Source organism: Stenotrophomonas sp. NLF4-10 (genome assembly GCF_022359915.1).
Taxonomy (GTDB): Bacteria; Pseudomonadota; Gammaproteobacteria; order Xanthomonadales; family Xanthomonadaceae; genus Stenotrophomonas; species Stenotrophomonas daejeonensis.
In genome coordinates this window covers 2,882,964-2,896,296 of record NZ_JAKSEE010000003.1, presented here as the reverse complement: position 1 = coordinate 2,896,296, position 13,333 = coordinate 2,882,964, and the positions used below count along the sequence as shown (strand labels likewise).

13 protein-coding genes and 1 pseudogene are annotated in these 13,333 nt (G+C 69.3%); 7 read left to right on the top strand and 7 right to left on the bottom strand.

The genetic code is table 11. The features are described 5' to 3' along the window. Positions 1-220: 220 nt before the first annotated feature. Positions 221-1,837: a HAMP domain-containing sensor histidine kinase gene (locus MIC98_RS13650; protein WP_239737502.1), complete on the bottom strand. Its 1,617-nt coding sequence runs from the start codon at positions 1,835-1,837 to the stop codon at positions 221-223. Positions 1,838-2,093: 256 nt separating this feature from the next. Between MIC98_RS13650 and sucC the strand changes: the two genes are divergently transcribed. Beyond that, positions 2,094-3,266, top strand: a complete 1,173-nt coding sequence (sucC, locus tag MIC98_RS13645; protein ID WP_239737501.1) for an ADP-forming succinate--CoA ligase subunit beta — start codon at positions 2,094-2,096, stop codon at positions 3,264-3,266. Between the two features lie 181 nt (positions 3,267-3,447). Continuing rightward, the gene (sucD, locus tag MIC98_RS13640) at positions 3,448-4,323 is read left to right on the top strand and encodes a succinate--CoA ligase subunit alpha (RefSeq protein ID WP_239737500.1); all 876 of its coding nucleotides are present in this window, start codon (positions 3,448-3,450) and stop codon (positions 4,321-4,323) included. 227 nt (positions 4,324-4,550) lie between these two features. Here sucD and MIC98_RS13635 read toward each other — a convergent pair whose 3' ends face one another. From MIC98_RS13635 to purM, 5 genes are all read right to left on the bottom strand, one after another. Continuing rightward, positions 4,551-5,234, bottom strand: a complete 684-nt coding sequence (locus MIC98_RS13635; protein WP_239737499.1) for a DUF3108 domain-containing protein — start codon at positions 5,232-5,234, stop codon at positions 4,551-4,553. Between the two features lie 2 nt (positions 5,235-5,236). After that, complete coding sequence (locus tag MIC98_RS13630) at positions 5,237-6,007, bottom strand: DUF3108 domain-containing protein (protein ID WP_239737498.1); 771 nt, start codon at positions 6,005-6,007, stop codon at positions 5,237-5,239. Positions 6,008-6,071: 64 nt separating this feature from the next. Further along, on the bottom strand, positions 6,072-6,731 hold the full coding sequence (purN, locus tag MIC98_RS13625) for a phosphoribosylglycinamide formyltransferase (protein WP_239737497.1): 660 nt from the start codon (positions 6,729-6,731) through the stop codon (positions 6,072-6,074). Continuing rightward, complete coding sequence (locus MIC98_RS13620; RefSeq protein WP_239737496.1) at positions 6,728-7,336, bottom strand: DUF2238 domain-containing protein; 609 nt, start codon at positions 7,334-7,336, stop codon at positions 6,728-6,730. The genes purN and MIC98_RS13620 overlap by 4 nt, the downstream gene beginning before the upstream one ends. Before the next feature lie 12 nt (positions 7,337-7,348). Continuing rightward, positions 7,349-8,407, bottom strand: coding sequence for a phosphoribosylformylglycinamidine cyclo-ligase (purM, locus tag MIC98_RS13615; protein WP_239737495.1), 1,059 nt, complete (start codon positions 8,405-8,407; stop codon positions 7,349-7,351). A gap of 46 nt (positions 8,408-8,453) precedes the next feature. Here purM and MIC98_RS13610 point away from each other — a divergent pair, with 46 nt between their 5' ends. From MIC98_RS13610 to hda, 3 genes and pseudogenes are all read left to right on the top strand, one after another. Continuing rightward, a complete protein-coding gene (locus MIC98_RS13610) occupies positions 8,454-9,620 on the top strand; it encodes a DUF2066 domain-containing protein (protein ID WP_239737494.1) in 1,167 nt (388 codons plus the stop codon). Next, positions 9,617-10,702, top strand: a pseudogene (locus MIC98_RS13605) (AI-2E family transporter); the annotation flags it as partial. The gene MIC98_RS13610 and the pseudogene MIC98_RS13605, both read left to right, overlap by 4 nt. A gap of 83 nt (positions 10,703-10,785) precedes the next feature. Continuing rightward, complete coding sequence (gene hda, locus MIC98_RS13600) at positions 10,786-11,487, top strand: DnaA regulatory inactivator Hda (protein WP_239737493.1); 702 nt, start codon at positions 10,786-10,788, stop codon at positions 11,485-11,487. A gap of 25 nt (positions 11,488-11,512) precedes the next feature. Here hda and MIC98_RS13595 read toward each other — a convergent pair whose 3' ends face one another. Further along, a complete protein-coding gene (locus MIC98_RS13595) occupies positions 11,513-11,860 on the bottom strand; it encodes a metalloregulator ArsR/SmtB family transcription factor (protein ID WP_057639954.1) in 348 nt (115 codons plus the stop codon). Between the two features lie 190 nt (positions 11,861-12,050). Here MIC98_RS13595 and MIC98_RS13590 point away from each other — a divergent pair, with 190 nt between their 5' ends. Together MIC98_RS13590 and MIC98_RS13585 are read left to right on the top strand one after the other, a co-directional pair. Then, on the top strand, positions 12,051-12,254 hold the full coding sequence (locus tag MIC98_RS13590) for a DUF2892 domain-containing protein (RefSeq protein ID WP_057639885.1): 204 nt from the start codon (positions 12,051-12,053) through the stop codon (positions 12,252-12,254). A 10-nt stretch (positions 12,255-12,264) separates the two neighbouring features. Continuing rightward, positions 12,265-13,332: an efflux RND transporter periplasmic adaptor subunit gene (locus MIC98_RS13585; RefSeq protein WP_239737492.1), complete on the top strand. Its 1,068-nt coding sequence runs from the start codon at positions 12,265-12,267 to the stop codon at positions 13,330-13,332. Position 13,333 lies beyond the last annotated feature (1 nt).

The window sequence follows — 13,333 nt, the reverse complement described above, 5'->3', positions numbered from 1 at the left end:
GGATGACGCGGATCGTCACCCGGTTTTCACGGCGAGGGGGCGTTGAGCCCTTCGCCCGGCCGAGGGGAAGGCAATCGGGCAGCCTGCTGGATGATCCTGCCCCGTGGGTGCCGGGCTTGCCCGGTACGGGGCTTTGCCGGGAAGGCTTCATGCGGGGCGAGCCCCGCATCTACGGCGGGCCGCCTGCCCCGTGTGTGTCGTGCGGCCGGAGAGGGGCGGATCAATGACCGGCGAAGGTGCTGCGCGCCGTGGCCAGGGTGAGGCGGAAGCAGGCGCCGCCGGTGGCGACGGGCACGTAGTCCAGCTGCGCCTGGTTGGCGCGGCACAGCTCGCGGGCGATGTACAGGCCCAGCCCGGTGCCGTGCTCGGAGGTGGTGTAGAACGGCCGGAACAGCTGGGTGGCCACGGCGTCGGGGATGCCGGGGCCACGGTCGGTCACCTCGACCACGGCGTTGCGCCCGGCCGAGGCGACGCGGATGCGCACCTGCGCCGGCGCCTCGCCGCTGCGGCCATACTTGAGCCCGTTGTGCACCAGCGCGGTCAGTATCTGGTGCAGGTGGCGCGGGTCGAACAGCCCCGGCACCGACGATTCGTGGATCAGGGTTTCCACGCTGCCGGCCTCGGCCGACAGCATCTGCCGGTACTCCAGCACGAAGCGGCGCACGCAGGCGGCCAGGTCCAGGTGTTCCGGGTTGGCGCGTTCGCGCCGCGCCAGCGCCAGCACGCTCTCGACGATGCCGTTGGTGCGCTGGCACTGCTGGTGGATGATCTGCAGCAGGCGGCGGTCGGCCTCGCCGAGGTCGGCCGACTCCTCCAGCAGTTGCGAGGCGTAGTTGATCGCCGCCAGCGGGTTGCGGATTTCATGGGCGAGGCTGGCCGAGAACCGCCCGAGCGTGGACAGGGTCAGCGATTCGGCGCGGCGCGAAGCCACGGTAGTGTCGTCGAGGAACACCAGCGTCTGGTCGCTGTCGGCCAGCAGCCGGGCGAAGCGCGGCTGCACCTCGGGCAGGTCGCTGGCCAGTTGCAGCGGCAGTTCCTCCTCGTTGGCGCCGTTGCGCCAGCGCTGCAGGCGCCGCGCCAGTTCCGGCACGGCCTGCGCCAGCCGCGCCTCGCCGCTGGCCAGGTGGTCGCCGCTCTCGCCCATCAGCGCGGTGGCCGCCTCGTTGGCGACGGTGATGCGGCCGCTGCCGTCCACCACCAATACCCCGGTGCGCATGCGGCGGATGATCAGCTCGTTGATCTCGAACAGGTTGGCCACCTCGGCGCCGCGCTGTTCGGCCAGTTGCTGGTTGCGGCGGGCGCGGCTGCCGATCTGGTGGCTGATCCAGGCCAGTGCCAGGTAGCTGGCGGCGAACATCGCCAGTTCGGCGATGTTGCGGGTGCCGTCGCCGCCCTCGAACTCGCGCCAGGCGTATTCGGCCACCGCCGCGCTGCTTGCGACCAGCGCCAGCAGCATGCCGCGCGAGAGCGGCAGCAGGGTGGCCGCGGCGGCGATGTTGAACAGCAGCGTCATCGAGATGCCGGCGCTGGCGCCGGGCAACGCGTGGGTCAGCAGGGTGGCGGCGAGGATGTCGAGCACCGCGCTCCAGAACACCAGCGGCTGCAGCCAGCGCTCGTTGCGGCCCCATACCAGAAGGCAGGCCGCGGCCAGCAGGTAGACGACCGATACCGCTTCGGCCAGCCCCGGGTGGTGCGCCTCCTCCATCAGCGCGCTGAGCGGGCTGAATACCAGCGCCGCGATCAGGCTGGCGATCAGCACCCGGAACAGGGCGAAGAAATACAGCTCGCGCCGCGGCAGCGACTCGATGCGGTCGATGAGCGAGGAACGGGAGTGCAAGCGCGGGACTCCTGCGGCGGTCGGTGTCCAGTATAGGTGCCGGCCGCGCTTGCCATGCCGCGCTTGCCGGTGTCGGGCTTGCCACGGCAAGTGGCTGAAAAGGCCGGGGAAATTTTCCGGGACGCACCGTTTCCAGTGGGTTTGCTTTGCGCCACGGGCCGCGGTCGGCGACAATGGCGGGCCCGCCCGCCCTGCCGGAAGGCCAGTTTCTGGCCCCGAGGACCTGTGGCGGTTGTTCCCATTCCCACGGTGACACATGAATTTCCACGAGTACCAGTCAAAACAGCTGCTTGCCGAGTACGGCATTCCCGTGCCGGCCGGCAAGGTCGCGGCGACCCCGGACGAAGCGGTTGCGGCCGCCCAGTCGCTGGGCCAGGGCCCCTGGATGGTCAAGGCGCAGATCCACGCAGGCGGCCGCGGCAAGGCCGGCGGCGTCAAGTTCTGCAAGACCGTCGATGACGTGAAGGCTGCTGCGGCCGGCATGCTCGGCAAGCGCATGGCCACCTACCAGACCGCCGGCGTCGAGCTGCCGATCAACCTGGTGCTGGTGACCACCGCCGGCGAGATCGTCAAGGAGCTGTACCTGTCGGTGCTGGTCGACCGTGGCACCCGCACCATCAGCTTCATCGCCTCGAGCGAAGGCGGCATGGAGATCGAGCAGGTCGCCGCCGAGACCCCGGACAAGATCCACACCCTGAACGTGGATTTCGTCGAGGGCGTGCAGGGTTACCACGGCCGCGACATCGGCTTCAAGATGGGCCTGACCGCCAAGCAGGCCGGCCAGTTCGCCAACATCATGGTGAACCTGTACCGCATCTTCAACGAGAAGGACCTGGCGCTGGTCGAGATCAACCCGCTGGCGATCCTGGACGACGGCAACCTGTACGCGCTGGACGGCAAGTTCAACAGCGACGACAACGCCGCGTTCCGTCACAAGGAACTGGTCGCCATGCGCGACAAGAGCCAGGAAGACGAAACCGAAGTGACCGCTTCGGAGCTGGACATCAACTACGTCACCATGGACGGCAACATCGGCTGCATGGTCAACGGCGCCGGCCTGGCGATGGCGACGATGGACGTCATCAAGCTCAACGGCGGCGAGCCGGCGAACTTCCTCGACGTGGGCGGCGGCGCGAACAAGCAGCGCGTGATCGAGGCGTTCAAGCTGATCCTGTCCTCGGACAAGGTCGAGGGCATCTTCGTCAACATCTTCGGCGGCATCGTCCGCTGCGACATGATCGCCGAGGGCATCATCGCCGCGGTCAAGGAAGTGGGCGTCAAGGTCCCGGTGGTGGTGCGCCTGGAAGGCACCAACGTGGAAGAAGGCAAGCAGCTGCTGCGCGACAGCGGCATGGCCATCATCCCGGCCGACAACATCAACGACGGCGCCAAGAAGGTCGTTGAAGCGGTCAAGAACGCCGCCGCCTGATCATTCCCTGTTTCGGGACACCGGGCTGCGCTTCTCCAGTCCCCTTGAGTCAAGGGGGCGACATCGCCGCGAAGCGGCGATGTGGGGGATATGGAGGCATGCCTGAGTGATGTTTCGCATGGCGGAACACCACGTGGTTCTGAAGCCGATAAACAGCAAGAGATTCAGAGGACTCAAACGAATGTCCGTTTTGATCAACAAGAACACCAAGGTGATCGTGCAGGGCTTCACCGGCCAGCAGGGCACCTTCCATGCCACCCAGATGATCGAGTACGGCACCCAGGTCGTGGGCGGCGTCACCCCGGGCAAGGGCGGCACCACCCATCTCGAGCTGCCGGTGTTCAACACCGTGGCCGACGCGGTGCAGGACACCGGCGCCGACGCCTCGGTGATCTATGTGCCGCCGCCGTTCGCGGCCGACGCGATCCTGGAAGCCGCCGCTGCCGGCATCAAGGTCATCGTCTGCATCACCGAGGGCATCCCGGTGCTGGACATGCTGCGTGTCAAGAACATGCTGACCCGCACCTACCCGGACACCGTGCTGATCGGGCCGAACTGCCCCGGCGTGATCACCCCGGGCGAGTGCAAGATCGGCATCATGCCGGGCCACATCCACAAGCCGGGCAAGATCGGCATCGTGTCGCGTTCGGGCACGCTGACCTATGAAGCCGTGAAGCAGACCACCGAGGTCGGTCTGGGCCAGTCCACCTGCATCGGCATCGGCGGCGACCCGATCAATGGCCTGAACTTCGTCGACTGCCTGAAGCTGTTCAACGAAGACCCGCAGACCGAGGGCATCATCATGGTCGGCGAAATCGGCGGCGATGCCGAGGAAGCCGGTGCCGAGTACATCAAGAACCACGTGAAGAAGCCGGTCGTCGGTTTCATCGCCGGTGCCTCGGCCCCGGCCGGCAAGCGCATGGGCCACGCCGGCGCGATCGCCTCGGGCGGCAAGGGCACGGCCGAAGGCAAGTTCGCGGCGATGGAAGCCGCGGGCGTCGTCACCGTGCGCTCGCCGGGTGATCTGGGCGCGGCGATTGCCAAGCTGGTCAAGTAAGACAGGACCGGCTGCGTTGCAATGAAAAGGCCGCCCGTAAGGGCGGCCTTTTTGCTTTTCTTTCCCTGTGCGCTGCGCTGTGTTTTTCCCTTCTCCCTTTGGGAGAAGGTGGCGCGAAGCGCCGGATGAGGGTACGGGCGAAGCCTCGTGCAGCCTGACATCAAGAGGGCTTCGCCCTCGAACCCTCACCCCAACCCCTCTCCCGGAGGGAGAGGGGCTTTTGAGCCTCAATTCAACGACTGGATGGTCAGGTCCAGCGCATCCTTGCCGCCCTCGCGCTGCAACAGGCGTACCGGTACCGGCATATCCGCGGCGATCCAGGCGATCTGCTCCTTGTCGCCATCCACGCGCGACACCTTGGTCGTCTCCACGGTCTTGCCGTCGACGGTCATGTTTTCCTTGCCGACCACGCGGTAGGACAGGGCCTTGGTGCGGCCATCGTCGACCATGCGGTAGTTCAGCGGCTGGCCGGCGGCGACGTCGCGGGCGATGGCCAGGTTGATCAGCAGCGCGTCCATGTCGCCGTTCTGCAGGCGCACCGGGCCGCGCCGTTCCGGCTTGACGTCGCCGCTCCAGGTGGCCTGCCTGCGGTTCCAGTCGTAGCTCGCGTCGACCTGCTTGCGCTTTATCAGCAGCACCGAGCGGTCGTGGCTGCTGAGCGGGCGCAGCGCGTCGCCATGCTCCTCGAACACGGTGCTCTGGCTCAGGTCGGCCATCGGGTTCTTGATCTGCAGGCTGTAGCGCCAGCGGTTGCCGGCCTCGCTGGCCAGGGTCATCGTGCCGCTGGCCTGCATGCCCATGTAGCTGGCGCGGTAGTTGGCGGTGAACGGCTGCATGGCCAGCGCCGGCAGGCTGGCGAAGGCGGCGAGGGCAATGGCGGCCACGGAAAGACGGCGGAAGGTGGGCTTCATGCTCAGGCTCCTTGGTATTCGATCAGGCGCAGGTCGATGGCGTCCTCGCCGTCTTCCCGCTGGAGGATGCGCACCGGGGTCGGCACGCCGTTGGCGATCCACAGGATGGTTTCGTCGTTGCCGCCGTTGGTGCGATGGATGCGCAGGGCGTCATAGCTGAGGTCGCCGACCTGCACGGTCTCGGCGGCCGGTGCCGCCATGTATTCGTACTGGCGTACCCGGCCCACGTCCACGTAGCGGTAGTTCAACGGCTGGCCGGGGCGGGCGTCGCGCATCAGCGACAGGTTCAGCAGCAGCGCGCTTTGGTCGCCGCGCTGCAGCGGGATCGGGCGCTGGCGCTCCTTCTTCAGGTCGCCCTGCCATTGCGCGCTGCCAAGCTGCCAGTCGTAGACGCCGGTGACCTTCTTGCCGAAGAACAGCGCTTTCTTCACCGTGCTCTGGCTCAGCGGCACGTACACCGTGCCCTGGTTGTCGAACACCGTGCTCTGTTCCAGGTTCAGCCCGAGCACGCCGGCGAAGCCGCGCTTGCCGTGCACGGCCATGTCCACGCGCCACTGCCCGTTGTCGCCGTGAACCACCTGCATCGTCGCGTCGCCGGCTTCCTTGCCCTTGTAGAAGGCCTGGTAGGTGGCGACGAACGGTTCCAGCGGCGGCGGGTTCCATTCGGCAGGCGGCAGCAGGGGGTTGTCGGCCGGTGGCGGCTCCTGCGCCAGCGCCGGCGCGGCCACCAGCAGGGCCGTCAGCAACAGGGAGTTGAGGGAGGCGAGGTTCATGCTCGGAAAGGGCGGGGAAGGGAGAGGGTGCGCTGCCGGCCCGTGCATCCGTGGCGGGGGCCGGTCAGGGTTGCAGGTTCCCGGCGGAATCTAGGCGCAACGGATTAAACAGGGACTGACCATCGAGCCGGACCCTGCCATCCTGTTCAGCTACGCGTCCGGCGACCAGCAACCGCACCGTCGCCAGCAGCAACGGATGTTCTACCGCAAGCACGCGTGCAGCCAGCGTGTCGGCGTCGTCGCCGGGCAGCACCGGTACCCGCGCCTGGGCGATTACCGTGCCGGCATCCAGCTCGGGCACGACGAAGTGCACGCTGGCGCCGTGTTCGGCATCGCCGGCCTCGATCGCGCGGGCGTGGGTGTGCAGGCCCTTGTGCCGTGGCAGCAGCGAGGGGTGGATGTTGACCAGCCGGCCGGCGAAGCGCTGCACGAAGCCGGCGCCGAGGATGCGCATGTAGCCGGCGCAGACGATCCAGTCCGGCATGCTGGCGGCCACCGCGTCGGCGAGGGCGGCATCGAAGGCATCGCGGCTGCCGAACTCCCTGGGAGTACGCGCCCAGCGGCGTTCCGGCGCGACCTTGTCCAGCGCGGCGGCGGTGGGCTTGTCGGAGAACACGCCGACGACGTCGGCATCCAGTTGCCCGGTGGCGATGCCGTCCAGCAGGCATTGCAGGTTGCTGCCGCGGCCAGAGGCGAGCACGGCGATGCGGGTGCGGGAGGTCATCGCGTGGCCTTCCGCAGCAGCGGCCACGACAGCAGGCTGCCCAGCGTGGCCAGCAGCATGTCGGCGTGCGCGTCCCAGATGTCGCCCTGCTGGCCGTTGTAGGCCTCGGCCGCCTCCGGTGACATCAGCAGGGCGATGCCCCATTCCAGCCATTCGTAGACCAGGCTGGAGCACATGATCGCCATCAGCGCCAGCGCGAAGGCCTGCCCGCCGCGCAGTGCCGGCCAGACGTGGCGCGCCAGCTGCACCAGCGCCGGGGTCAGGCAGGTGCCGTAGAGGAAGTGGATCAGCCGGTCGAAATGGTTGCGCTGCCAGCCGAAGGCCTCGGCCGGCGACCAGCCGAGGCTGGCTTGCAGCCACTGCTCGTAGGGTACGTTGGAATACAGCCAGCGCGCGGCGATGCAGTGGACGGCGACGAAACCGCAGATGGCCGCGAACGCGCCGTTGCCCAGCGGCCAGCGCCGGTCCACCCACCACAGGCCGGCCAGGCCGAGTACGGTCAGCGAGCTGTGCAGTGCCTGCTCGACCGGCCACAGCGGCTTGATCCACGTGAGCGCGAATACCGCGAGCACGCCGATGAACGCGGCCTTCTTGGCGGGGGACATGGGCGCGGGCGGTCAGCCGATGCGCACACGCTCGCCGTCGCCGGCGGCCACCACTTCGCCGATTTGCCAGTGCGCCAGTTGCAGCGCGTCCAGCGAGGCGTTGATGGCGGCCACGTGCTCGGCCGGCACCAGCAGCACGAAGCCGATGCCGCAGTTGAAGGTGCGCCACATTTCGCTGTCGGCGACGTTGCCTTCGCGTTGCAGCCACTGGAACACCGGCGGCAGCGTCCAGCTGGAGGCGTCGATCGACAGGCCCAGGCCGTCGGGCACGACGCGGATGATGTTCTCGGTCAGGCCGCCGCCGGTGATGTGGGCCATGCCGTGGATCGCTTCGCCATGTTCCTTGAGCAGCGACAGGATCGGCTTGACGTACAGCCGGGTCGGCGCCATCAGTGCATCGACCAGCTTGGTGCCGTCTTCCAGCACCAGCTCGGCCGGGCGGCCGGCGCGGTCGTAGATGCGGCGCACCAGCGAATAGCCATTGGAATGCGGGCCGGAGGAGGCGATGCCGATCAGCACGTCGCCCTGCCGCACGCTGGAGCCGTCCTTCAACTCGCTCTTTTCCACCGCGGCCACGGTGAAGCCGGCCAGGTCGTATTCGCCCGGCGCGTACATGTCCGGCATCTCCGCGGTTTCGCCGCCGATCAGCGCGCAGCCGGCCTCGGTGCAGCCGTTGGCGATGCCGCCGACCACCGCCGCGGCGGTGTCGATGTCGAGCTTGCCGGTGGCGAAATAGTCGAGGAAGAACAGCGGCTCGGCGCCCTGCACCAGCACGTCGTTGACGCACATGGCGACCAGGTCGATGCCGATGCTGTCGTGGCGGCCCAGTTGCTGGGCCAGCTTGAGCTTGGTGCCGACGCCGTCGGTGCCGGACACCAGCACCGGCTCGCGGTACTTGTTCGACAGGTCGAACAGCGCGCCGAAGCCGCCCAGCCCGCCCATCACCTCGGGGCGGAAGCTGCGCTTGACCAGCGGCTTGATGCGTTCGACCAGTTCATTGCCTGCGTCGATGTCCACGCCGGCGTCACGGTAGGTCAGGGGAGAGTGGGCGGGAGTCGGGGTGCTGGTCACGGTCGGCTGCGCTGGCGGGGTGAACGGGCGATTTTAACAGGCCACGTTGGCGCCAAGGCCGCATTCGGGCAACAATTCCCGCCGGAACCGTCGAGCAATGGAATCCTCAATGCGTCGCAGCCTGGTCTTCACCCTGTTTCTGGCGTTTTGCTTGTCCGCCCCGGCGGCGCTGGCGCAGTCCGGCCTGCGCACCGAAGGTGACGTGGCCAGCGCGCAGAGCGCCTATGAGGCCGAAGTGCCGGTCAACAGCCAGAGCGATGCCGACCGCAGCGGGGCACTGGCGCGCGCGCTGGGCGCGGTGCTGGGCAAGCTGTCCGGCGACCGCAGCGCGATGACCCGCCCCGGCGTGGCGCAGGCATTGCGCGGCGCGGTGAACATGGTCGAAAGCTACGACTATCGCCAGGACCAGAGCGTCTCGGCCAGCGGCGCGCCGAGTTTCCGCACCCTGCTGGTGGCGCGTTTCCGCCCGGACGACGTGGACGGGCTGGTCGCCGCGCTGGGCCTGCCGGTGTGGCCGCAACCGCGGCCGAAGCCGGTGGTGTGGCTGGCCATCGACGATGGCAGCGGCCCGCGGCTGGTCGGCGTGCAGCAGTCGAACGCGGCGCGGCCGTTGCTGGACCGCGCGGTCGAACGTGGTTTCCGCCTCGGCCTGCCGGGCGGGGGCGCGGCCGAGCAGGCGCTGGTCGGGGCGATCTGGCGGAAGGACAGTGGCGCCGTTGCCCGCGCCTCGTCGCGCTATTCGCCGCCGATGCAGTTGATCGGCAAGCTCTATCGCGCCAGTGGCGGCGGTTGGATGGCCGACTGGGTGTTCGTCGATGGCGGCCGCGAGCTGGCCAAGTGGAGCACCCGCGACGGCGATGCGCGCCGGGCGATGGCCGGCGGCGCCGACGGCGCGGCCGACGCGCTGGTCAAGCGCTACGCCAAAGCCGCGGTGGCCGGTGCCGCCGGTACCTATCGCATCCGCGTCACCGGTATTCGCAGCGCCGCCGATTACCTGCGGGTGGCGGCGGCATTGCAGGCGGTGCCGGTGGTCAGGGCCATCATGCCGGTGCAGGCCGGCGGCGAGCAGTTGGAGCTGGACCTGGAACTGTTGAGCGGCCTGCAGGGGCTGAACCGCATGCTCGGCGCCGATTCCGTGCTGCAACCGCTGGCGCCGCCCGGTGAGGATGAACCGCCGGTCAGCACCGGCCCGGCCGAGTACCGCGTCCAATGACCAGTGCCGCCGAAGACGAGATCGCGCTGTTCCTGCGGCGCCTCAGGTGGCTGGTGCTCGGCGCCCTCGGGTTGTGGGTGGTGTGGCTGCTGGCGCCGATCCTGACCCCGTTCGTGGTCGCGCTGATGCTGGCGTGGCTGGGCGACCCGCTGGTGGACCGGCTGGAGGCGCGCGGGCGCTCGCGCAACACCGCGGTGGTGCTGGTGTTCGTGCTGATGATCCTGCTGCTGGCGCTGGCGCTGCTGATCCTGGTGCCGATGATCCAACGCCAGATCGTCACCCTGGTGGCGGTGCTGCCGCAGGGGCAGGAGTGGCTGCTGGGCAAGGCGCTGCCGTGGATCGAGCAGAAGACCGGCGTGGAAATCCTGGCGTGGCTGGAGCCGGAACGGCTGTTCGAATGGATGCGCAGCCACTGGCAGCAGGCCGGCGGCGTGGCCAGCACGTTCTTCGGCTACCTGTCGCGCTCGGGCTTCGCGATGGTGGCATGGGTGGTCAACCTGGCGCTGCTGCCGATCCTGGCCTATTACTTCCTGCGCGACTGGGACCGGCTGGTCGAGCGGGTGGCGTCGATGATCCCGCGCAACCACATCGAGACCGTGTCGCGGCTGGCGCGCGAATCCGACGAGGTGCTGGGGGCGTTCATCCGCGGGCAGATCGTGGTGATGATCGCGCTGGGCCTGGTCTATGCGCTGGGGCTGTCGCTGGTCGGGCTCAAGCTCGGCCTGCTGATCGGGCTGGTGGCCGGGCTGATCAGCTTCATCCCGTACCTGGGCGCCACCACCGGCGTGGTGCTGGCGGTGCTGGCCGCGCTGGTGCAGGCGCAGGGCTTCGACCTGAAGCTGCTGGTGCTGGTGGGCGTGGTGTTCACCGTCGGCCAGTTGCTGGAAAGCTACGTGCTGACCCCGCGCATCGTCGGCGACAAGATCGGCCTGCACCCGGTGGCGGTGATCTTCGCGGTGATGGCCGGCGGCCAGCTGTTCGGTTTCCTCGGCATGCTGCTGGCGCTGCCGGCGGCGGCGGTGATCAACGTGCTGCTGCGCTATGCGCATGAACGCTACCGCCAGAGCGAGCTGTACGCCGGCCACGGCCCGACCATCGTGCTGCCGCCTTCGCACGAAGAGCCGGCGGCGGACATGGGCATCGTGCCCAAGGATGCCGACCCGCAGTGAGCGTGCCGCAGTTGCCGCTGGCCCTGCGCTACCCGCCGGACCAGCGCTTGGAAAGCTACATCGGCGCCCCGGACGGGGCGCTGGCGCAGTTGCGCGCGATCGCAGTGGGCGAGGCGCAGGACTGGGTCTACCTGCTGGGCCCGGCCGGCACCGGCAAGACCCATCTCGCGCTGGCCCTGTGCGCGGCCGCCGAGCAGGCCGGGCGCGGCTCGGCTTATCTGCCGCTGGCCGCGGCCGCCGGCCGCCTGCGCGACGCGCTGGAAGCGCTGGAAGGGCGCGACGTCATCGCCCTCGACGGGCTGGACGCCATCGCCGGCCAGCGTGACGACGAGGTGGCGCTGTTCGAGTTCCACAACCGCGCACGCGCGGCCGGCGTGGCCCTGCTCTATACCGCCTCCGCCGCCCCCGACGGGTTGGGACTGGTGCTGCCGGACCTGCGCTCGCGGCTGGCGCAATGCGGCCGCATCGTGTTGTCGCCGTTGGACGACGAAGGTCGCAGCGCGGTGCTGCGCACCCGTGCGCTGCGCCGCGGGCTGGTGCTGGACGAAGCCGCCATCGACTGGCTGCTGGCCCGTACCGGCCGCGACCTGGCCGGGCTGGTGCGGCTGCTCGACCGCCTCGACCGCGAATCGCTGGCGGCCAAGCGGCGCATCACCGTGCCGTTCCTGCGCCAGGTACTGGACGCTTCGGACCTGTAGCGGCGCCGGCGCGGGCGCGCCGGGATCACCGCCGGCCCGGCCTGTTCCGTGCCGGTGGCGCGCAGTAGATGCCATGCAGGGTCTGCATGACCGACAGTGCCGGGCCCGGCGCCAGTGCGTAGTAGATCGTCTGCGCCTCGCGCCGGGTCCGTACCAGCCCTTCCTCGCGCAGCACCGCCAGGTGCTGCGACAGCGCCGACTGGCTCAGGTCGAGCAGGGCGTTGATGTCACCCACCGAGCGTTCGCCCTCGGCCAGCAGGCACAGCACCTGAAGGCGGTTCTCGTTGGCCAGCGCCTTGAGCAACTGCGCCGCGTCGCCGGCGTGGGCGCGCATCGCGGTCACGTCGAAGCCGCTGCCGCTGTTCTTGGCCATCGTCATTCCACTGGAGCGGTAATCGTGCATTGCGCCACGCATCGGCGCCGCCGGCAAGCGGATGCGTGGACGCGGGAGCCCGCGGGTTGCCTTGCATTCAATATATCAGTTGATTCTAATATTAGTTGTTGCTAATTTTATGGCGCCCCGGCCAGCGTGGCCGCCCGGCGAACCGACTGGAGATGCCGCAATGAACCTCGACCGTGCCGTACTCGCCTTTGCCGGCGTGATGATCCTTGCCAGTGTCGCGCTGGCGCACTTCGTTTCCCCTTCGTGGCTGTGGCTCACCGCATTCGTCGGCCTGAACCTGCTGCAGGCCAGCTTCACCGGTTTCTGCCCGGCCGCGCTGGTATTCCGCAGACTGGGTGTTCCCGGCGGTTGCGCGTTCAAGTGAGGGCGATGCCGTGAGCCTGCGCACGACACGCTGGTTGCTGCCGACGCTGCTGGCCGTCGCGCTGGTGGCCTGCGGCGGTGGCGGGAAGGTACAGGCGCCGGCCGCGGTCGACGGCCTGCAGACCCTCGTGGTGCCGGCCGCCGATGCGGCCGAAGGCCGTGGCTGGGACGGCGTGGTCGAGGCGGTGCATCAGGCCACGTTGTCGGCGCAGACCAGCGGCCGGGTCGGCGAGGTGCTGGCCGACGTCAACGACCGCGTCAGCGCCGGACAGGTGCTGCTGCGGCTCAGTGCGGTCGAGCAGCAGGCCGGCGTCGATGCGGCGCGCGCACAGCTACGTGCGGCCGAGGCCAGCGCCAACGAAGCCGAGTTGAACTACCGGCGGCATGCCGATCTCGTGCAGGGCCGGTACGTGTCGCGCGCGCAGTTCGACCAGGCGCGTGCCAGCCGCGACGCCGCCGTCGCCGCACGCGATGCGGCACGCGCGCAGCTGGCCTATGCCGGCCAGCAGAGCGCCTACACGACGATCCGTGCACCGTATGCGGGCATCGTCAGCACACGCGAGGTGGAGCCGGGCGAAAGCGTCGGCGCGGGCCGCGTGCTGATGACGGTGTTCGCACCCGATGCGCTGCGCATCGAGGTCAGCGTGCCGCAGTCCGACGCCGAGGCCATCCGCGCCCATCCGCAGGCGCGGGTGCGTTTCGACGATGGCCACGGCATCGATGCGGCGCAGGCGACGGTATTCCCCGCCGCCGATGCCGCCACCCATGCGGTGAAGGTGCGCGTGCAACTGCCTGCGCTGGAGCCCGCGCCGTGGCCGGGCAGCACCGCCCGCGTCGCGTTCCCGGCACTGAAAGGCGACGCCGGTGTGCGCGTGCCGGCATCGGCGCTGCTGCGCCGGGGCGAGGTCAACGCGGTCTACGTGCTGGCCGACGGGCGCGTGGCGTTGCGCCAGTTGCGCCTGGGCGAACGCGTGGGCGACGAGGTCGAGGTGATCGCCGGCCTGCGGCCGGGCGAGCGCATCGCCGTCGATCCGCTCGCGGCGATGCAAGCGCTGGCCGCCGCGCGCGGAGAGCAGTGAC